A 20,053-nucleotide genomic window follows, 5' to 3' on the forward strand; every position below is an offset into this window, starting at 1 on the left:
GTCATGGTTTCCGGAGACTTGCGGCGAACGGGAACAGCCCGCGAACCTTGCCGTATCTGATGTTGCGCAGCAACCATCATGGTGAATCAATCATGCTTGATCTCACAGAGTGATGAACCGAATTGCAACACGTTTCGACCATGATAGAGAAGGAAAAACGAAGGCTGGACAAGGCCGTGGGGGAGTTCGAAATGGGGACGGTCCTGGATTCAGTCGGCAAGCTGATTGCCGCGTACCTCTCGAAGGATGTGCCGGGCTATGAGCCGTTCACGCCGAGCGACCCGGAGCATCTGCGCGGCCTCATCGAGCCCGGCGACGTGCTGCTGGTCGAAGGCAACAACCGCATCTCCGGCATCATCAAATATCTGACGCAGTCGACCTGGTCGCATGCCGCGCTCTATGTCGGTCTGATCGAAGGCGCCCAGGAGCCTAACGGTGAGCCGCATGTGCTGATCGAGGCCAATATCGGCGAAGGCGTCACCTCGGCACCGCTGTCGAAATATTTCTCCTATCACACCCGCGTCTGCCGCCCGGTCGGGCTGTCCTATGAGGACCGCACCACGGTCTGCCGCTATGCGATCAACCGCATCGGCTTCGGCTACGACACCAAGAACATCGTTGATCTCATGCGCTACCTGTTCCCGCTGCCGATACCGCAGCGCTGGCGGCGGCGCATGATCGCGATCGGCTCGGGCGACCCGACCAAGATCATCTGCTCCGCGCTGATCGCGCAGGCCTTCGACGCGGTGCGCTATCCGATCCTGCCGAAGATCACCAAGGCCGGCAGCCGCGCCGCCCGCCGCGAGATCCTGCACATCCGCGATTCCTCGCTCTACATGCCCCGCGACTTCGACATCTCGCCCTATTTCGAAGTCGTCAAACCCACCATCGTGCACGGGTTCGACTACACGGCCTTGCACTGGGCCGACAAGCAGAAGCCGCTCGAGGAGGTAGCGGGCGCGTTCAGTGTGTTTCCAGAAACGAACTGTGCGCCGCCGCTCGTTCCTGAGGCGATTGACGAAGAAGCGCCGGCTGAGATTCCGGCTGAAGAAGTGAGCGCGCAGCCTGCGCAAGCCAGCTTGGCTTTCTCCGAACATTTCGTGCAGCTGAGCGAGCTCGCGATGTATCGCCCGCGGGCGCGGGAGATGGCGGCTTAGGTTCACCGTCGTCCCGGCGAAGGCCAGGACGACGTGCGGAAGATCTCGCCCGGTCTCGTAGGGTGGGCAAAGGCGCGAAGCGCCATTCTCACGCGATCACTGATGGATGGTGGGCACGCTCCGCTTTGCCCACCCTACGAGACTGTGGTCGCCGGCTCCGGGAACGCTACGAGCGCGCGTTACCGCTCCGCCCGCCCGATCACCGCCATCAGTTCCGCGATCTTCGCGCGCTGGTCGGCCTTGTCGCCGCTGGTGATGGCGTGCTCGACGCAATGGGCGACGTGGTCCTTCAGGACCTCCTCCTCGACCCGGCGCAGCGCGGCGCGCACCGCCGAAATCTGCGTCACGATGTCGATACAGTAGCGGTCTTCCTCTACCATTTTCGAGAGGCCACGAACCTGACCCTCGATCCGGCCGAGACGTTTTCCGATAGATGCCTTGATGTCCTTGCGCATGCGGTCTATATACCCCTACCGGGTATGGGTTGCAAGATCCAAGTAAAAGACCAGCCACAGGGGCCGGAGCATGGCAATGAACAACGAACACGGGCATCATCACGAGGCGGAAACGCATTCCGGATGCGGCTGTTCCACGAAGGCTGCAGCGCCGGCAGCCAAGCCCGCGACCTCCTCGTGCTGCGGCGGACATGGCGATCATCACGGCCATGACCATGGTGACGCCGCAACCAAGGTCAAAGACCCCGTCTGCGGCATGACGGTCGATCCCGCGACCTCGAAGCATCGCTTCGAACATCACGGCGAGACCTTCCATTTCTGCTCGGCCGGATGCCGCACCAAATTCGCCGCCGATCCCGCCAAATACCTCGCCAAGGAGAAGGCGCCCGAGCCCGAGATGCCCGCGGGCACGATCTACACCTGTCCGATGCACCCGGAAATCCGTCAGGTCGGACCCGGCACCTGCCCGATCTGCGGCATGGCGCTGGAGCCGGAGGTCGCAAGCCTGGAGACCGGCCCCAATCCGGAGCTCGCCGACATGACGCGCCGGTTCTGGATCGGCGGCGTGCTGTCGCTGCCGCCGGTGGCGCTGGAGATGGGCGGCCATCTCGCGGGCCCCCACAGCTGGATCGATCCGACGCTGTCGAACTGGATCCAGCTCGTCTTCGCCACGCCCGTGGTGCTGTGGGCGGGCTGGCCGTTCTTCGTCCGCGGCTGGCAGTCGCTGCTGACGCGCAACCTCAACATGTTCACACTGATCGCGATGGGCACCGGCGTTGCCTATGTCTACAGCGTGCTCGGCACCGTCACGCCGCAGATCTTCCCCGCCACGTTCCGCGAGCATGAGGGCGCGGTCGCGGTCTATTTCGAGGCTGCGGCCGTCATCACCGTGCTGGTGCTGCTCGGCCAGGTGCTGGAGCTGCGCGCCCGCGACGCGACCTCGGGCGCGATCAAGGCGCTGCTGCAGCTCGCGCCCAAGACCGCGCGCCGCGTTGACGCTGACGGCAGCGAGCACGAGGTCGAGATCGACACGCTCCATGCCGACGATCGCCTGCGCGTTCGTCCCGGCGAGAAGGTGCCGGTCGATGGCATCATTCTCGAAGGCCGCTCGTCGCTCGATGAATCGCTGGTGACAGGCGAATCCATGCCGGTCACCAAGGAGACCGGCGCCAAGGTCATTGCCGGCACGCTGAACCAGTCCGGCAGCTTCATCATGCGCGCCGACAAGGTCGGGCGCGAGACGCTGCTGTCGCAGATCGTGCAGATGGTTGCGGATGCACAGCGCTCGCGTGCGCCGATCCAGCGCCTGGCCGACCAGGTCTCCGGCTGGTTCGTGCCGATGGTGATCGTCGTCGCCCTCGCCGCCTTCGGCGCCTGGGCCTGGTTCGGACCGGAGCCGCGGCTGGCCTTCGGCCTCGTCGCTGCCGTCAGCGTGCTGATCATCGCCTGCCCCTGCGCGCTGGGCCTCGCGACCCCGATGTCGATCATGGTCGGCGTCGGCCGCGGTGCGCAAGGGGGCGTCCTGATCAAGAACGCCGAGGCGCTGGAGCGGATGGAGAAGATCGACACGCTGGTGGTCGACAAGACCGGCACGCTGACCGAGGGCAAGCCCAAGGTGGTCGCGATCGTGCCGGCGGCCGGCTTTGCGGAGGACGACATCCTCCGGCTTGCCGCCACCGTCGAGCGCGCCAGCGAGCATCCCCTGGCTGACGCCATCGTGCGCGCGGCGAAGGAGAAGCAGCTCGCCCTCGGCCAGGTCGAGCAATTCGATTCGCCGACGGGCAAGGGCGCGACCGGCAAGGTCGACGGCAAGACCATCGTGCTCGGCAATGCCAGATACCTGACGTCGATCGGCATCGACACCAAGACGCTCGACGCGGAAGCCGAACGGCTGCGCGGCGACGGCGCGACCGTGATCAACATGGCCGTCGACGGCCGGCTGGCCGGCCTGTTCGCGATCGCCGATCCGGTCAAGGCCTCGACCCCGGAGGCGCTGAAGGCGCTGGCGGCGGAAGGCATCAAGGTCATCATGCTGACCGGCGACAACCGCACGACGGCCGAGGCCGTGGCGCGCCGGCTCGGCATCGCCGATGTCGAAGCCGAGGTGCTGCCGGACCAGAAGAGCGCGGTGGTGACCAAGCTGCAAAAGGCCGGCCGCAGCGTCGCGATGGCCGGCGACGGCGTCAACGATGCGCCGGCGCTGGCGGCCGCCGAGGTCGGCATCGCCATGGGCACCGGCACGGACGTCGCGATGGAAAGCGCCGGCATCACCCTGCTCAAGGGCGACCTCGTCGGCATCGTGCGGGCGCGAAAGCTGTCGCAGGCGACCATGAGCAACATCCGCCAGAACCTGTTCTTCGCCTTCATCTACAATGCCGGCGGCATTCCGATCGCGGCCGGCGTCCTCTATCCGGCGTTCGGCCTGCTGCTCTCCCCGATCATCGCCGCGGCGGCGATGGCGCTGTCCTCGGTGAGCGTGGTCGGCAACGCGCTGCGGCTTCGTGCGACGCGGCTGTAAGGACCCTGCGTAGCCCGGATGGAGCGCAAGCGAAATCCGGGGGTCCTGCCCACATATTGGCATCGCCCCGGATTGCGCTTCGCTCCATCCGGGCTACGGTTCACGGGACACAGGCGAGACCCACGGGGACTATCTGATGCAGCGGATTACGATCACGATCGAGGACGATCTCCTGGCGGAGATCGATGCCGCAGCCGAAGCGCGCGGCTACCAGAACCGCTCCGAGATCATCCGCGACCTCGCGCGCGCCGGACTGCAGCAGAGCACCGAGGACACGGCGCAGACCGGCCTATGCGTTGCCGGTCTCGTCTATGTCTACGACCACGCCGCGCGCGATCTGTCGAAACGGCTGGTGCAGGAATTCCACGGCCACCACGACCTCGCGCTGGCGACGCTGCACGTCCATCTCGACGACAACAATTGCATGGAGATGACGGCGCTGCGCGGCGCCGCCTCCGAGGTCAGGCATTTCGCCGACCACATCATCGCCGAACGCGGCGTGCGCTACGGCCGCGTGGTGATGATCCCGACCGGCGACGGCAAGCAGGCGAAGGCAAGGAAGCATGGGCACCGGCACGAGTAGGCTGGATCTTACCCTCCCCTGGAGGGGGAGGGTCGATCGCGCGTAGCGCGAGCGGGGTGGGGTGACGGTCCCTCCGCGACGAACCGTGCCCGAGTGGAGAGATCACCCCACCCCGTCACGCGATCTCGCTTCGCTCGATCACGTGCCGACCCTCCCCCTCCAGGGGAGGGTCAGCAAGAGATCGCGCCACCTTCGCGGCAGACCGCCGCCCTTGCCGAAGCCGCCTCGCATCTCTACCTCTCGCAAAGTGTCTACCTCAGAGGACCCCCATGCTGGATGCCGCCATCAAGGCGCTGTCGCAAATGATCTCGCCGCCGATGCGCTCGATCCTGTGGCGATCGATCGGGCTTGCGCTGGTGCTGATCACCGTGCTGGCGATCGGCTTGCAGCGGCTGCTGAGCTGGTTTGCGACCTCTGGCGAGGTGTGGCTGGAGGGCCTGCTCGGGCCGGGCTGGCATTCGTCGCTCGAGGTTCTCTCCTGGATCGTCTCGATCGCGGCGGGCCTCGGTGTCGTGTTCGGCGGCGTGTTCCTGATGCCCGCGATCACCTCGCTGGTGGCGAGCCTGTTCGTCGACGATGTCGCCGACATCGTCGAGCGCGAGCACTATCCCGCCGAGCGGCCGGGCATGGCGCTGCCGTTCAGCCAGGCGATCCTCGAGGGCGTCAAGACCGCGCTCTTGACGATCCTGGTCTATCTCGCCGCCTTGCCGCTGGTGCTGTTCGCCGGCGCAGGTTTCCTGATCTTCTTCCTCGCCGCCGCCTGGCTGCTGGGACGTGAATATTTCGAGCTCGCCGCGATGCGCTTCCGCTCCCCGGATGAAGCCAAGGCGATGCGGCGCGACAATGCCGCGACCGTCTTCACCGCCGGGCTGTTCATCGCCGCCTTCGTCTCGATACCGATCGTCAATCTGGCGACGCCGATCTTCGGCATGGCCTTCATGGTTCACATGCACAAGCGGCTATCAGGCCCGCGGCCCGAGCTGATCGAGCCGGCGCGCCAGGTGCGGTGACGACGGCCGGCGCACGGGCCTGCTCACACCGTCTTCTCCGGCCACCGGCAGAGATCGTTGATCAGGCAGACCTCGCAGCGCGGCTTGCGGGCGAGACAAGTATAGCGGCCGTGCAGGATCAGCCAGTGATGCGCATGCAGCATGAACTCGGCCGGGATCAGCTTTTCGAGGCCAAGCTCGACCTCCAGCGGCGTCTTGCCGGGCGCAAGTCCGGTCCGGTTGCCGACGCGGAAGACATGCGTGTCGACCGCCATGGTGTGCTCGCCGAAGGCCATGTTGAGCACGACGTTGGCCGTCTTGCGTCCTGCGCCGGGCAACGATTCGATCTCCGCGCGCGTGCGCGGCACCTGGCCGCCGAATTCGCCGAGCAGCTTGGCCGACAGCGCGATCACGTTCTTCGCCTTGGTGCGGTAGAGACCGATCGTCCTGATGTACTCGCGTAAGGACTCCTCGCCGAGATCGAACATCTTCTGCGGGGTATCGGCCACCTCGAACAATGCGCGCGTCGCCTTGTTGACGCCGGCGTCGGTCGCCTGCGCCGACAGCACCACGGCGACCAGCAGCGTGAACGGATTGACGTGCTCGAGCTCGCCCTTCGGCTCCGGATTGGCCTTGCGGAAGCGGCTGAACACCTCGCGGACCTCGGCGGGAGTCCAGGGTCTTGTGGCTTTGAGCGATTTCTTTGCGGGCGCTTTCGGCTTGGCCGCGACCGGTTTTGCCTTTTTCTTCGGAACCGCCGCTTTGCGCGGGACCGGCTTGCGGGTGATTTTCGCCATGATCGGGATATACTGATGGACGATGAGCACAGGCAACGAAATTGAGCGCGCGCAATCTGAAAGCGAGAACGAGCCTCAGATCTTCTCCGCACTGCTGACGCCGCACCGCTCGCTGAACCGCACCGGCTTTCTCGCCGTGATGCTGTTCCTGAGCGCCGTCAGCTTCGTCACGGGCCTCGCTTTCCTGATGATGGGCGCCTGGCCCGTGCTCGGCTTCTTCGGTCTCGACGTGCTCGTGGTCTGGTGGGCCTTCAAGGTCAATTTCGGCACCGGGCGGGCGCGCGAGCAGATCACCGTCACGGCCTCCGAGCTGCGCGTGAGACGCATCAGCCATCGCGGCCAGGTCGCCGAATGGACCTTCAATCCGCTCTGGGTCCGCCTCGACATGGAGATCGACGAGGACTTCGGCATCGAGCATCTCTATCTGATCTCGCGCGGCCACCAGATCCAGATCGCGAGGTTCCTGGGACCCGAGGAAAAGGCAAGTTTTTATAAAGGCTTGGTTGAGGCCCTGAACGCCGCCAAACGCGGGCCGACCTACAACCCGATCAGCTGATCCCGCATCGGAAATCGGGTGGTTTCAGACCCGCCCCTCTCCTACATTTCCGGACATGATGACCCTCGCGATACATGACCAGCGCCTGGCCAGGCCGGGCACCCAGAACGCCGCGTTGCGCGACTATGATTCGGTGCGGCGGGCGATCGCCTTCATCTCGGCGAACTGGCGCGCGCAGCCGACCATCGAGGCGATGGCGGATGCCGCCGGCGTCACGCCGGATGAGCTGCACCATCTGTTCCGCCGCTGGGCCTCGATCACGCCGAAGGCTTTCATGCAGGCGCTCACCCTCGACCACGCCAAGAACCTGCTCAGGGATTCGGCCAGCATCCTCGACGCGGCGCTCGACTCCGGTCTGTCGGGGCCGGGCCGGCTGCACGATCTCTTCGTCACCCATGAAGCGATGTCGCCGGGCGAGTGGAAGAACGGCGGTGCCGGCCTCACCCTGCGCTACGGCTTCCACCCCTCGCCGTTCGGCACCGCGATCGTGATCGCGACCGACCGCGGCTTGTCCGGACTTGCCTTTGCCGATCACGGCGAAGAGAAGATCGCACTCGCCGACATGACGCGGCGCTGGCCCAGCGCGACCTATGTGGAAGATCACGACGGCACCGCGCCGCTCGCAGCGCGCATCTTCGACCCAAAGCTGTGGCGGCCGGACCAGCCGCTGCGCGTGGTCCTGATCGGTACCGATTTCGAGGTGCGGGTGTGGGAGACGCTGCTGAAAATTCCGATGGGACGCGCGGTGTCCTATTCCGACATCGCCTGCAACATCGACAATCCGAAAGCCTCGCGCGCCGTCGGCGCGGCGGTCGGCAAGAACCCGGTCTCCTTCGTCGTGCCCTGCCACCGCGCGCTCGGCAAGAGCGGCACGCTCACCGGCTATCACTGGGGCATTACCCGCAAGCAGGCGATGCTGGGCTGGGAAGCGGGGCAGCTGGGGGTGCAGTAGGCGCAACAAGCACGCGTAGGGTGGGCAAAGGCGCATAGCGCCGTGCCCACCATCTTTCTCAAATCGCTGACGCTGCGTGGGACACGCTTCCGCCTTCGCTCGTCGAGCTACGGCGGACAAGTCGCTTTGCCCACCCTACGGCACCGCGTGTGCGGCGAAAGCCTAACCCGCCAGATCCAGCTTCGAGGCCACGGTCGAATCCGCATTGAGCCGGTAGATGATCGGCACGCCGGTGGCGAGCTCGCGCTTCAGGATGCCTTCGGGTGACAGCTTTTCCAGCACCATGATCAGCGCGCGCAGCGAATTGCCGTGGGCGGCAACCAGCGTGCGCTTGCCGTTGAGCACGCCGGGCAGGATCTCCTGCACGTAATAGGGCAAGGCACGCGCCAGCGTGTCCTTCAGGCTTTCGCCGCCGGGCGGCGGCACGTCGTAGGAACGGCGCCAGATCAGCACCTGGTCCTCGCCCCATTTCTTGCGCGCATCGTCCTTGTTGAGGCCGGAGAGATCGCCATAGTCGCGCTCGTTCAGCGCGAGGTCCTTCGAAGTCGGCAGACCCTCCTGGCCGAGCTCGGCGAGGATGAGATCGAGCGTGTGCTGCGCGCGCGTCAGCACCGAGGTGTAGGCGACGTCGAACACCAGGCCCTGCGCCTTCAGCTTGCGGCCGGCTTCCTTGGCTTCCTTCACGCCGAGCTCGGTGAGGTCAGGGTCCTTCCAGCCCGTGAACAGGTTCTTCAGATTCCATTCGCTCTGGCCATGGCGCACGAGCACGAGGAGACGTTCACTCATCGACTGCTTTCCATCTCGTTTATTGTTTTGAGCATGATCTTGTCGGAAAACCGCTTCACACTTTGCGCGAACGCGGCCCTCCGGGTCCGGATCATGCTCTGGTTCAGATGTCGGATAGGCCGAGCACGTCGGCCATGGTGTAGTGCCCCGGCGCCTTGCCCTGCGCCCACAGCGCCGCCTTGAGCGCACCATGGGCGAACAGCATGCGGTCCTCGGCCTGATGCGACAGCGTCAGGCGCTCGAACGGGCCGAGGAAGGTCACGCTGTGATCGCCGGCGACGGTGCCGCCGCGCAAGGAGGCGAAGCCGATATTGCCCGGCCGGCGCGCGCCGGTGATGCCGTCACGGCCACGCTCGGAATGGTCATCGAGGGTGACGCCGCGGCCGCTGGCTGCGGCCTGGCCCAGCATCAGCGCGGTGCCCGAGGGCGCATCGACCTTCATGCGGTGATGGGTTTCGACGATCTCGATGTCGAAGCTCTGGTCGAGCGCCTTGGCGACGCGCTTGACCACGGCGGCGAGCAGATTGACGCCCAGGCTCATATTGCCGGATTGCACCACCACCGCGCGATTGGTGACGCTCTTGATCACGGCATTGTCCGAGCCGGACAGGCCGGTCGTGCCGATGACATGCACGAGGCCGCGCTGGGCGGCGATCGCGACATTGGCGATGGTCGCCGCCGGCACGGTGAAATCGAGGATGCCGTCGGCATCCTTCGACATCGCCCAGAGATCGGCCGAGAGCGTGATGCCGTTGGCCGGCAGGCCTGCGAGCACGCCGGCATCCTTGCCGAGCAGCTCGGAGCCCGGCGCCTCCAGCGCGCCCGCCAGCACCGCGCCCTTGCTCTCGGCAATCGCCCGCACCAGTGCCCGGCCCATCCGGCCACCGGCCCCAGCAACAATCAAGCGCATGTCGGACATGGTGTGATCCTCTTCGAAAGGCCGTTGTAGCGGGGGGATGCAGTTCCGGCAACCGAGGGGGATCGGGGGCGCAGGCGCGCTTACCCTCCCCTGGAGGGGGAGGGTCGATCGCGCGCAGCGCGAGCGGGGTGGGGTGACGGTCCCTCCGCGACGAACAGTGCCCGAGTGGAGAGATCACCCCACCCCGTCACGCAATCTCGCTTCGCTCGATCGCGTGCCGACCCTCCCCCTCCAGGGGAGGGTAAGACAGGATCGTGCCTCAGCCGTCCTGCGGCTGCGGGCCGTCATAGCCCTCGATGATGATCAGGTCGGCGATCGAGTGCGGCTGGCGCACCTTGATGTTGGCCTGGTATTCCGGCGAATTGTAGCAGGCGATCGCGGTCTGATAGTCCGGGAATTCGATCACGACGTTGCGGGTGCGGCTGGCGCCCTCGACGGTGGTGAACTTGCCGCCGCGGACGACGAAGCGGCCGCCCCATTTCTTGAAGATCGAACCATTGGCGACGGTGTAGGGCTTGTAGCCCTCGTCATTGTTCACGTCGACGCGTCCGATCCAGTAGCCTTTTGCCATTGTTCTTCTCCCTTGTTGTTGGTCTCTATTTGAGCATGATCTGATCGGAAAACCGCTTCACACTTTGCGCTCACGCGGCCCTTCGGGTCTGGATCATGCTCCGAGAGCTTGCGCGATCTCGGCGTGGATGGCGTCGGCGACAGCCTTCGGATCGGCGGCTTCCACCACCGGGCGCCCGACAACGAGATAATCCGCGCCCGCGGTGATCGCACGGCCCGGCGTCATGATGCGCTTCTGGTCACCGCTGGCGGCTCCCGCCGGACGAATGCCGGGGGTGACGAGGCTCATCTGGTGGCCGACGATCTTGCGCAGGCTGCCGACTTCCTCCGGCGAGGACACCAGCCCGTCGACGCCGATCACCTGCGCCTGCTGCGCGCGCGCCTCGACCAACTCCGACACGCTGAGCCGATAGCCGGCCGCATGCAAATCGTCGTCGTTGTAGGAGGTCAGCACCGTGACGGCGAGGATCTTCAGGCTGGCACTGCCGCGGCCTTCGACGGCGCCCTTCATGGTCTGCGGATAGGCGTGCACGGTGACGAAGGTCGCGCCCAGCCTGGCGACGCTCTCCACACCACGCGTCACCGTATTGCCGATGTCGTGCATCTTGAGATCGGCAAAGACCTTCTTGCCTTTGTCGGCGAGCTTTCCGATCAACGGCAGTCCGCCGGCATAAGCGAGCTGATAGCCGATCTTGTAGAACGAGACGCTGTCGCCGAGCTTCGCGATCATCGCCTCCGCGGCATCAACGCTCGGCAGGTCGAGCGCAACGATCAGGCGGTCCTTCGGGGCGATCTCGGCTGGCGTCATGTCACCTCACATCATGCGTTGGGAAATGTCGATCAACTGCGCGACCAGCTCCTTCAACGCGGCGATATCGCCCTCGTTCTTGAGCCTGTCCATATCGTCATAGGCCTGGTCGGCAAAGGCGAGCGTGAGCTGGCTGGCAATCACATTGGCGTGGCAGGAGGTCAGGATCAGCCGCAAGGCCTGGAGCGCGCGGGCGGCGCCAAGCCGGCTCTGCGAGGCGCCGGCGAGCGCGAAGACGCGGTTGCGGAACACCTCGCCGCGCGCCTCGTGCAGCTCGTGCACACGGCTGACCCAGTCGATCGCGTTCTTGAGGAGCGGCGGCACCGAGGCGTTGTATTCGGGCGAGACGATGAGGACACCGTGATGGGCGCCGATCATGCGCTTGAGATTGATGGCGTGCTTGGGCACGCCGGACTTGGCCTGGAGATCGCCGTCGTAGATCGGCAGCGGAAAATCGGCGAGCGAGATGCGGGTGACGTCGACGCCGGCCTGAGCGAATTCGTAGGCAGCCAGCGCCGCCAGCTTCGCATTATGCGAGCCGGTGCGCAGCGAACCGGGAATGATCAGGATTTTGGGTGCGGACATCCGATCCCATGCGCTCGGCGAAACAAGCCCGCCGCGCAAAAAGAGGAGCCGGCGGAATTAGTCCTTGCGATACACCCAGACGCGGGCCGGCGGAAGGTTCATCCAGATCCGTTCCGAAGCCTCTGTGGACACGCCGGGCAGCGATTTCGGGATCGGCGGCACCACCGCATAGGTGAACTGGATGAAGGGCGCACCGGGCGCGAGCGCGGTGAAGGCGTCACGGATGAGCCGCAGCCGCGTCAGCATCGGTTTTGTGACGAGCGGCAGGCCCGAGACGACCGCGCCAGCCGGCGCGCTCAAGACATTCCAGAGCGTGTCGCGCAGGCGATAGGCATCGCCCTGCACCACCTTCGCCTGCGGGTAGCGGTCGCGCAGCAGCGCGCAGAAGCCGGGATTGTATTCGACGAGCACGAGACGCTTCTGGTCGACACCGCGCTCGATCAGCGCCGAGGTGATCGCGCCGGTACCGGGCCCGAGCTCCACCACCGGCGCGTCGGAATCGGGATCAACATAGTGAGCCATGGTCCGCGCCAGCAGCTTGCCTGACGGCATCACCGCGCCCATGTGCAGCGGCTTTTCGATCCACGACCTGAGAAAGCGCACCTCGTCATCGAGACGAGGCTTCTTCAACGCACGCGCGGACGATGGCAATGGCATGTCGGGACCGGACGGGACCGCGGGACCGCGGCGTGTCAGAAAATGGTCATAAAGACGTATAGGCCGAAGGCGGCACGGTCAAGACGAGTCAGTTCGCCCGATTACCGAAGAAATCCTTGACCTTGGCGAAGAAACCCTCGGATTCCGGCTGAGTGTTGCCGGAGGAGAGTTTTTCGAACTCGGCCAGCAACTCCTGCTGCTTCTTGGTGAGGTTCTGCGGGGTCTCGACCACGACCTGAACGTACATGTCGCCCATCTGGCGCGACCGCAGCACCGGCATGCCTTTTGATGCAATGCGGAATCGGCGGCCCGATTGCGTTCCGGCCGGCACCTTCACCTTGGCCTTGCCCTTGTCGATGGTCGGCACCTCGAATTCGCCGCCGAGCGCGGCCGTCACCATCGAGATCGGCGCGCGGCAATGCAGATCGGCGCCGTCGCGCTGGAAGAACTGGTGCTGGGCCAGCGACAGGAAGATGTAGAGGTCGCCGGGCGGACCACCGCGGACCCCGGCCTCGCCCTCGCCGGCGAGCCTGATTCGCGTGCCATCCTCGACGCCTTGCGGAATGTTGACCGACAGCGTGCGCTCGCGGGTGACCCGGCCCTGGCCCGCGCAGGACGGGCAAGCGTCCTCGATCATCTGGCCGCGGCCCTGGCAGCCGGGACAGGTGCGCTCGAGCGTGAAGAAGCCCTGCGACTGCCGCACACGGCCGGCGCCGCCGCAGGTCGAGCAGGTCTTCGGCTTGGTACCGGCCTTGGCGCCGATGCCCGAACAAGCCTCGCAGGTCACCGAGACCGGAATCTCGATCTGCGCGGTCTTGCCGCCAAAGGCTTCCTCGAGGGTGATTTCCATGTTGTAGCGCAGATCGGCCCCGCGCTCGCGGCCGCCGCGGCCGCGCTGTCCGGCCATGCCGAACAGGTCTTCGAAAATGTCGGAGAAGGAGGAGGCGAACCCCGCGCCGAAGCCGGCGCCGCCGCCAAAGCCGCCGCCCTGCTCGAACGCGGCGTGGCCGTAACGGTCATAGGCGGCGCGCTTGTCCTTGTCCTTCAGGACCTCGTAGGCCTCGTTGATTTCCTTGAATTTGACTTCGCTGGTGTCATCCCCGGGATTGCGGTCCGGGTGGAACTTCATCGCCAGCTTGCGGAACGACGATTTCAGGACGGATTCGTCGGCATCGCGCTCGACTTCGAGGGTTTCGTAATAGCAGCGCTTGGTGGACGTGGACATGTGGGACTCGGTCTATCCAATCGCGATTCAAGTCGGAGCGAAACGACGTCGCCACACGACGATATAGGCAGCCTTCTGCGTGGCGGCAGAGGGCAGCGTGGCGGCGTTCAGCATAACGATAGGGAATTGATCGATCGTAACGGGCGAACCGCCCGTCCGTCCCGACACGGCGGCCTCCCCCGCGAAGGAGGAGGCCGGTAGTGCGTGTGGGGTCCAAGCCGTCCGCATCGTGACCCTCTCGGGCTTATGCAGACTTCTTGTTGTTCTTGTCGTCGTCGACTTCGGTGAATTCCGCGTCGACGACGTCGTCCTTGGCCGCGTCCTTCTTGGCGTCGGCCTCGGCCTGCTGCTTGTACATGGCCTCGCCGAGCTTCATCGAAGCCTGGGCCAAAGTGTTGGTCTTGGCCTTGATCGCCTCGGCATCGTCGCCCTTCAGCGCTTCCTTGAGGTCGCTGACGGCATCCTCGATGGCACGGCGCTCGGTCTCGGCGACCTTCGAACCGTGCTCGGCCAGCGCCTTCTCGGTGGAATGCACCAGCGCGTCGGCATGGTTCTTGGCGTCGACCGCCTCGCGGCGCTGCTTGTCGGCCGCGGCATTGGCCTCGGCGTCCTTGACCATCTTGTCGATGTCGGCTTCCGACAGACCACCGGAGGCCTGGATGCGGATCTGCTGCTCCTTGCCGGTCGCCTTGTCCTTGGCCGAGACGTTGACGATGCCGTTGGCGTCGATGTCGAAGGTCACCTCGATCTGCGGCATGCCGCGCGGAGCCGGCGGAATGCCCATCAGGTCGAACTGGCCGAGCATCTTGTTGTCGGCCGCCATTTCACGCTCGCCCTGGAAGACGCGGATGGTGACGGCATTCTGATTGTCTTCAGCCGTCGAGAACACCTGGCTCTTCTTGGTCGGGATCGTGGTGTTGCGGTCGATGATGCGGGTGAACACGCCGCCCAGCGTCTCGATGCCCAGCGACAGCGGGGTCACGTCGAGCAGCAGCACGTCCTTGACGTCGCCCTGGAGCACGCCGGCCTGGATCGCGGCACCGATCGCCACGACTTCGTCCGGGTTGACGCCCTTGTGCGGCTCCTTGCCGAACAGCTGCTTCACGACTTCCTGGACCTTCGGCATGCGCGACATGCCGCCGACCAGCACGACTTCGCCGATCTCACCGGCGGTGACGCCGGCATCCTTCAGCGCCTTGCGGCAGGGCTCGACGGTCTTCTGGATGAGGTCGTCGACCAGCGCCTCGAACTTGGCGCGGGTGAGCTTCATCGTCAGATGCTTCGGGCCGGTCTGGTCCGCGGTGATGAAGGGCAGGTTGATCTCGGTCTGCGTCGTCGAGGACAGCTCGATCTTGGCCTTTTCAGCGGCTTCCTTCAGACGCTGCAGGGCGAGCTTGTCGTTGCGCAGGTTGATGCCCTGCTCCTTCTGGAACTCGTCGGCGAGATAGCCGACCAGGCGCATGTCGAAATCTTCGCCGCCGAGGAAGGTGTCGCCGTTGGTCGACTTCACCTCGAACACGCCGTCGCCGATCTCGAGAATGGAGATATCGAACGTGCCGCCGCCGAGGTCGTACACCGCGATGGTGCCGGCCTTGGTCTTGTCGAGGCCATAGGCGAGCGCGGCCGCGGTCGGCTCGTTGATGATGCGCAGCACTTCGAGGCCCGCGATCTTGCCGGCGTCCTTGGTCGCCTGGCGCTGGGCGTCGTTGAAGTAGGCGGGAACGGTGATGACGGCCTGGTCGACCTTCTGGCCGAGATGGGCTTCCGCGGTCTCCTTCATCTTCTGCAAGATGAACGCCGAGACCTGCGAGGGCGAGTAGGTCTGGCCGTCGGCCTCGACCCAGGCGTCGCCGTTGGAAGCCTTCACGATCTTGTACGGGACGAGCTTCTTGTCCTTCTCGACCATCGGGTCGTCGTAGCGGCGGCCGATGAGGCGCTTCACTGCGAAGAAGGTGCGCTCGGGATTGGTGACGGCCTGGCGCTTGGCCGGCTGGCCGACAAGGCGCTCACCGTCATCCGTGACGGCGACGATCGAAGGCGTCGTGCGCATGCCTTCGGAATTCTCGATGACTTTGGCGTTCTTGCCATCCATCACGGCGACGCACGAGTTCGTGGTGCCGAGGTCGATCCCAATGACCTTTCCCATGGTCCTGATATCCTTCTTTTTGCGGCAGGTTGGCTGGGCCCAGAAGGCACCCGAACCGAAACCCCCTAAGATCAAACATCCGCGATATTGCGATGATTGAGGCTCATATAGGAGGGGGGGAGGGGCCCGCAAGGACCGAAGCTACGTTTCTGCCGCGAAAACATTGGGTTTTGGAAGATCATGTCCGGGCTCCACCGCACTTGCGGGTGAGGAATTATTAACAGGTTCGGGCTTCGGCAAGCCCCCGCGACCGCAACCGGCCCCGCCCTGTTGCGGCAAGGCCAAACCCGCTAAAAGGCGGACCGGCCGGACATCCAGCGCAGCTGCTCCGCGCGACAAAGCGGCCCGGTGGCCGACCATCGAACGGCCTCAATGTGAACCAATCAGAGTGCCCATGAAGCTGATCCGCCCCCTCGCCGCGCTCGCCCTCCTCGCCGCCTCCGCGTTTCCGGCCCTCGCCGCCGACGCCGTTTTCCCACCTGGCTTGCGTCTCGGCATGGTGCCGTTGATCGGCCTCAGCACGGCCAAGACCTTTCCGGGCTTCGAGAGCGAGGACGGCAGCGTCAAGGTGCTGATCACCGAGCTGCCGCCGGCGGCCTATGGCGAGGTCGCGAGCGCCTTCAATTCCAATCCGGCCGGCACGAGCGGCGTCAAGCAGGACAAGATCGAGACCCCAGCTGGCCTTGCCTATTTCACCACCGAAAGCGGCAAGGCCGGCGATACCCCGGTGAAGCGCTATTCGATGATCGTGCCCGGCGCCGGCTTCTCCGGCTATGTCGCGGTGCAGATCCCGGAGAATGCGACCAAGATCTACACGGATGAAGCGGTGCGGCAGATGTTTGCGAGCGCCACCACGCGCAGGCAGGTCTCGGCCGAAGAGCAGATCGCGCTGATGCCGTTCAAGATCACGGATCTCGCCGACTTCAAGGACATCCGGACCCTGGCGCCGGGCTCCAGCATCATCCTGGCCGACGGCGACGAGAGCACGGGCTACGAGTCGAGGCCGTTCATGATCCTCGGCCTGATCGGCGCCACCCCGCAAGCCGCCGACGACCGCGCCCGCTTCGCCCGGGAGGCGGCGCTCCAGATTCCCGGCATGCGCGAGTCGCGCATCACCATGTCCGAGCCGATCCGCATCAACGGCCAGCAGGGTTTCGAGACCCGGATCGACGGCGTCAGCGGCAAGGACAAGGTCCCTGTGACCGTGGTGCAGTGGATCCGCTTCTCGACCGGCGGCGCATCATTGCGCATCATCGCCAGCGCCCCGCGCGACAAATGGCAAGCCGCCTTCACCCGCTTCCGCGCCGTGCGCGACGGGATTCAGCCGAAGGGGTAGGCGAAGGCGGTCCGGCACACTCGGTGTCATCCCCGCGAACGCGGGGATCCATACCGCGTGATCTCGCAGTTTTGGTCGGTCGCAGTACCAACGAAGAGTCTTCGCCAAACATCTCCCTGGGGGTATCGCGACGAGCGCAAGCGCTCGCGCGGAGGTCCCGGATCAGCGCTCCGCCCTGGACAACGCTACGCGTTGTCAAGAGCTGCGCTTGTCCGGGACGACAGCGAGTTTGGGGCGGCGAGCCCAACCCCTCACCAATACCGGCCGCATTTTCGGGCTTCTGTTCGTATACGAACGGAACTAGGCTTCCCTCCCGTTGGATCATCTTTAGGGGAGGCGAACGATGCTGGATCGGCGACAAGTCTTGGCAATGCTTGGAACGACGGCGCTTGCGACGCTGGCGCCAACCGCGCTGTTCGCGGCCGCATCGATCAAGCCGGACGATGCATCCGCGCTGCTCGTGATCGACGTGCAGAACTGCTTCCTGCCCGGCGGCAGCCTCGCGGTGAAAGAGGGCGAGCAGGTGGTGCCCGTCATCAACAGAATCGCGAAAGCGTTTTCCAACGTGGTGATGACGCAGGACTGGCACACGCAAGGCCACGTTTCGTTTGCGTCAGTGCACTCCGGCAGGAAGCCGTTCGAGACCATCGACCTGCCCTATGGCAAGCAGGTGCTGTGGCCGGACCATTGCGTGCAGGGCACCGACGGCGCCGCGCTGTCGAAGGACCTTGCGATCCCGCATGCCGAGCTCATCATCCGCAAGGGTTTTCACAAGGACGTCGACAGCTATTCGGCCTTCCTCGAAGCCGACGGCAAGACCTCGACGGGGCTTGCCGGCTACCTGAAGGGCCGCAAGATCAAGCGCGTCTTCGTCGCTGGTCTCGCGACGGATTTCTGCGTCGCCTGGACCGCGCTCGACGCGCGCAAGGCGGGCTTCGAGGTCTATGTGGTGGAAGACGCCTGCCGCGGTATCGATACCCAGGGCTCGCTGGCAAAGGCCTGGGCCGACATGGCCAAGGCGGGCGTGAAGCGGATTCAGTCCGCGGATATCGCGGTGGGCGCGTAGGCGTTTCGCGCAATCATTCCGGGGCGGCTCGAAGAGCCGAACCCGGAATGACATCAAAACTCAGTTCGCCGCCCCGCTCGACTCATTGTTGTTCGCCGCCGGCGCCGCCTTCGCGCCGCCCTTGGCGACACCGACCAAGGCCGGGCGCAGCACGCGCTCGCCGATGGTGTAGCCGGCCTGCACGACCTGCACCACGGTGCCCGACGGCACCGACGCATCGGGCACTTCGAACATCGCCTGCTGGAAGTGCGGGTCGAACTTCTGGCCCGAGGGGTCGAACTTCTTCACGCCGTGCTTTTCCAGCGCGTTGAGCAGCGAGCGCTCGGTGAGCTCGACACCCTCGATCAGCGAGATCAGGCCGGGATCGGCCGCGGCACGCGCCTCGGCCGGAACGGCATCGAGCGCGCGCTGGAGATTGTCGGCGATGTCGAGCACGTCGCGGGCAAAGCCGGTGATGCCGTAGAGGCGGGCGTCAGCGACCTCCTTGGTGGTGCGCTTGCGCAAATTCTCCATCTCGGCCAGCGTCCGCAACATGCGGTCGCGCGCTTCGGCGGCTTCCTTCTGCAACGTCTCGACCGAACCGGGCTCGGGATCGTCGGGCATGATGTAGGGTTTCGACACCACGGGCTCGGCGGTCGCTGCAGTCGTGTCTTGAGGTTGCCGGTCTTGCTCGGTCATCGGCTCTGATCTCGAACTCGTTTCAGGGATTGTTGGCCCGGATATCGTGCCTACGCCCACGAAAATCAAGCGCCCGTGATCGGCGGAAACGCCGGTCAGCCCCCCAACAGGCGGCTGACGATGCGGGCGGCGTAGTCCACGGTCGGGATCACGCGGGCATAATTCAGCCGCGTCGGGCCGATCACGCCGAGAACGCCGACGATGTGGCCGGCGGCATCCCGATAGGGCGCGATGATGGTGGAGGACCCCGACAGCGAAAACAGCTTGTTCTCGCTGCCGATGAAGATGCGCACGCCCTCGGCGGTTTCGGCCCGGCCGAGCAGGTCGATCACGCCGCGCTTGGTCTCAAGATCGTCGAACAACAGGCGCACGCGCTCAAGATCCTCCAGTGCGTGCAGATCTTCGAGCAGATTGGCATGGCCGCGAACGATGAGCTGGCGGTCCTCGCTCTCGCCGCCGGACCAGCTGGCGATGCCGGCCGAGATCACCTTCTGCGTGAGCTGATCGAGCTCGGCACGGGCCTCGGCGAGCGCGGTCTCGAGCTCGAGCCGCGCCTCGGACAGGGTGCGGCCGCGGATCCGGGCATTGAGGAAATTGCCGGCCTCGGTGAGCGCCGAGGAGGGAACTCCGGGCGGCAGCGCCAGCACGCGGTTTTCGACCTGGCCGTCCTCGCCGACCAGGATCACCAGCGCCTTCTCGGGTTCCAGCCGGACGAATTCGATGTGCTTCAGCCGCGCATTGGATTTCGGCGTCAACACGACAGCGGCGGCCCGGGTGAGACCGGAGAGCCGCATCAAGGCCTGGTCCAGTGCCGCCTCGACCGACTGCGCCTCGCCGACGGAGGAGAGCTGGCCCTGGATCGACTGCCGCTCGGCCTCGTTGAGGTCGCCGACCTGCATCAGGGCATCGACGAAGAAGCGCAGCCCGAGTTCCGTCGGCAGCCGGCCCGCCGAGGTGTGCGGGGCATAGATCAGGCCGAGCTGTTCCAGATCCGCCATGACGTTGCGGACCGAGGCCGGCGACAGCGGCATCGTGATCAGGCGCGAGATATTGCGCGAGCCCACCGGCTCGCCGGTCGCGAGATAGCTTTCGACAATTTGACGAAAGATGTCGCGGGAACGCTCGTTGAGCTGGGCAAGGCCTGCGCGCGGCGCGATCAGATGGATCGGATCGTGATGGGCCACAGACGGTAACTCCTCTCAGATGCTCATAATTTGTCCATCCGGGGGGCTTCTGACAAGCGTGGCGTTTGCAGCCTCGGCATCAGGGG

At 65.4% G+C, this 20,053-nt stretch carries 20 protein-coding genes; 8 read left to right on the plus strand and 12 right to left on the minus strand.

Going from position 1 to position 20,053, the window contains the following annotated elements:
* The first annotated feature begins 191 nt into the window (after window positions 1-191).
* Window positions 192-1,157, plus strand: a complete 966-nt coding sequence (locus JQ566_RS14455; protein WP_212372904.1) for a YiiX/YebB-like N1pC/P60 family cysteine hydrolase — start codon at window positions 192-194, stop codon at window positions 1,155-1,157.
* Between the two features lie 179 nt (window positions 1,158-1,336).
* Here JQ566_RS14455 and JQ566_RS14460 read toward each other — a convergent pair whose 3' ends face one another.
* Window positions 1,337-1,612: a metal-sensitive transcriptional regulator gene (locus JQ566_RS14460; RefSeq protein ID WP_212372906.1), complete on the minus strand. Its 276-nt coding sequence runs from the start codon at window positions 1,610-1,612 to the stop codon at window positions 1,337-1,339.
* Window positions 1,613-1,688: 76 nt separating this feature from the next.
* Between JQ566_RS14460 and JQ566_RS14465 the strand changes: the two genes are divergently transcribed.
* The 3 genes from JQ566_RS14465 (at window position 1,689) to JQ566_RS14475 (ending at window position 5,723) form a co-directional block, all read left to right on the plus strand.
* The gene (locus tag JQ566_RS14465; RefSeq protein WP_212372908.1) at window positions 1,689-4,130 is read left to right on the plus strand and encodes a heavy metal translocating P-type ATPase; all 2,442 of its coding nucleotides are present in this window, start codon (window positions 1,689-1,691) and stop codon (window positions 4,128-4,130) included.
* 136 nt (window positions 4,131-4,266) lie between these two features.
* Window positions 4,267-4,713 (plus strand): nickel-responsive transcriptional regulator NikR, encoded by a 447-nt coding sequence (gene nikR / locus JQ566_RS14470; RefSeq protein ID WP_212372910.1) that lies wholly within the window; start codon window positions 4,267-4,269, stop codon window positions 4,711-4,713.
* Between the two features lie 269 nt (window positions 4,714-4,982).
* Window positions 4,983-5,723, plus strand: coding sequence for a sulfate transporter family protein (locus tag JQ566_RS14475; protein WP_212372912.1), 741 nt, complete (start codon window positions 4,983-4,985; stop codon window positions 5,721-5,723).
* Between the two features lie 23 nt (window positions 5,724-5,746).
* Here JQ566_RS14475 and nth read toward each other — a convergent pair whose 3' ends face one another.
* The gene (gene nth / locus JQ566_RS14480; protein WP_212372914.1) at window positions 5,747-6,499 is read right to left on the minus strand and encodes an endonuclease III; all 753 of its coding nucleotides are present in this window, start codon (window positions 6,497-6,499) and stop codon (window positions 5,747-5,749) included.
* Between the two features lie 22 nt (window positions 6,500-6,521).
* On the opposite strand from nth, the gene JQ566_RS14485 reads away from it, so the two are divergent.
* Both JQ566_RS14485 and JQ566_RS14490 read left to right on the plus strand, forming a co-directional pair.
* Window positions 6,522-7,055 (plus strand): DUF2244 domain-containing protein, encoded by a 534-nt coding sequence (locus JQ566_RS14485; protein ID WP_212372916.1) that lies wholly within the window; start codon window positions 6,522-6,524, stop codon window positions 7,053-7,055.
* 55 nt (window positions 7,056-7,110) lie between these two features.
* Window positions 7,111-8,007, plus strand: a complete 897-nt coding sequence (locus tag JQ566_RS14490; RefSeq protein WP_212372918.1) for a methylated-DNA--[protein]-cysteine S-methyltransferase — start codon at window positions 7,111-7,113, stop codon at window positions 8,005-8,007.
* A gap of 162 nt (window positions 8,008-8,169) precedes the next feature.
* On the opposite strand, the gene JQ566_RS14495 is transcribed toward JQ566_RS14490, so the two are convergent.
* The 8 genes from JQ566_RS14495 to dnaK form a co-directional block, all read right to left on the minus strand.
* Window positions 8,170-8,793: a 2,3-bisphosphoglycerate-dependent phosphoglycerate mutase gene (locus JQ566_RS14495; protein WP_212372920.1), complete on the minus strand. Its 624-nt coding sequence runs from the start codon at window positions 8,791-8,793 to the stop codon at window positions 8,170-8,172.
* Window positions 8,794-8,896: 103 nt separating this feature from the next.
* Complete coding sequence (dapB, locus tag JQ566_RS14500; protein ID WP_212372922.1) at window positions 8,897-9,712, minus strand: 4-hydroxy-tetrahydrodipicolinate reductase; 816 nt, start codon at window positions 9,710-9,712, stop codon at window positions 8,897-8,899.
* A gap of 259 nt (window positions 9,713-9,971) precedes the next feature.
* Window positions 9,972-10,283 carry a DUF1330 domain-containing protein gene (locus tag JQ566_RS14505; protein WP_212372924.1) on the minus strand — a complete coding sequence of 104 codons (312 nt, stop codon included), beginning with the start codon at window positions 10,281-10,283 and terminating at the stop codon, window positions 9,972-9,974.
* Between the two features lie 93 nt (window positions 10,284-10,376).
* The gene (pyrF, locus tag JQ566_RS14510; RefSeq protein WP_212372925.1) at window positions 10,377-11,090 is read right to left on the minus strand and encodes an orotidine-5'-phosphate decarboxylase; all 714 of its coding nucleotides are present in this window, start codon (window positions 11,088-11,090) and stop codon (window positions 10,377-10,379) included.
* A gap of 6 nt (window positions 11,091-11,096) precedes the next feature.
* Window positions 11,097-11,675, minus strand: coding sequence for an NADPH-dependent FMN reductase (locus tag JQ566_RS14515; RefSeq protein ID WP_212372926.1), 579 nt, complete (start codon window positions 11,673-11,675; stop codon window positions 11,097-11,099).
* A gap of 57 nt (window positions 11,676-11,732) precedes the next feature.
* Complete coding sequence (locus JQ566_RS14520) at window positions 11,733-12,332, minus strand: class I SAM-dependent methyltransferase (RefSeq protein ID WP_100233284.1); 600 nt, start codon at window positions 12,330-12,332, stop codon at window positions 11,733-11,735.
* A gap of 88 nt (window positions 12,333-12,420) precedes the next feature.
* Complete coding sequence (dnaJ, locus tag JQ566_RS14525; protein ID WP_212372927.1) at window positions 12,421-13,557, minus strand: molecular chaperone DnaJ; 1,137 nt, start codon at window positions 13,555-13,557, stop codon at window positions 12,421-12,423.
* 244 nt (window positions 13,558-13,801) lie between these two features.
* A complete protein-coding gene (gene dnaK, locus JQ566_RS14530) occupies window positions 13,802-15,703 on the minus strand; it encodes a molecular chaperone DnaK (RefSeq protein ID WP_212372928.1) in 1,902 nt (633 codons plus the stop codon).
* A 394-nt stretch (window positions 15,704-16,097) separates the two neighbouring features.
* On the opposite strand from dnaK, the gene JQ566_RS14535 reads away from it, so the two are divergent.
* A complete protein-coding gene (locus JQ566_RS14535; protein WP_212372929.1) occupies window positions 16,098-17,039 on the plus strand; it encodes a hypothetical protein in 942 nt (313 codons plus the stop codon).
* 343 nt (window positions 17,040-17,382) lie between these two features.
* Window positions 17,383-18,105: a bifunctional nicotinamidase/pyrazinamidase gene (gene pncA / locus JQ566_RS14540; protein WP_212372930.1), complete on the plus strand. Its 723-nt coding sequence runs from the start codon at window positions 17,383-17,385 to the stop codon at window positions 18,103-18,105.
* A 60-nt stretch (window positions 18,106-18,165) separates the two neighbouring features.
* Here the strand turns inward: pncA and grpE are convergent, their stop codons facing one another.
* Window positions 18,166-18,783, minus strand: a complete 618-nt coding sequence (grpE, locus tag JQ566_RS14545; protein ID WP_212372932.1) for a nucleotide exchange factor GrpE — start codon at window positions 18,781-18,783, stop codon at window positions 18,166-18,168.
* Window positions 18,784-18,878: 95 nt separating this feature from the next.
* On the minus strand, window positions 18,879-19,967 hold the full coding sequence (gene hrcA / locus JQ566_RS14550; protein ID WP_212372934.1) for a heat-inducible transcriptional repressor HrcA: 1,089 nt from the start codon (window positions 19,965-19,967) through the stop codon (window positions 18,879-18,881).
* Window positions 19,968-20,053 lie beyond the last annotated feature (86 nt).

The organism is Bradyrhizobium sp. SZCCT0231, from assembly GCF_018130245.1.
In the GTDB taxonomy this organism is placed as follows: Bacteria; Pseudomonadota; Alphaproteobacteria; order Rhizobiales; family Xanthobacteraceae; genus Bradyrhizobium; species Bradyrhizobium japonicum_F.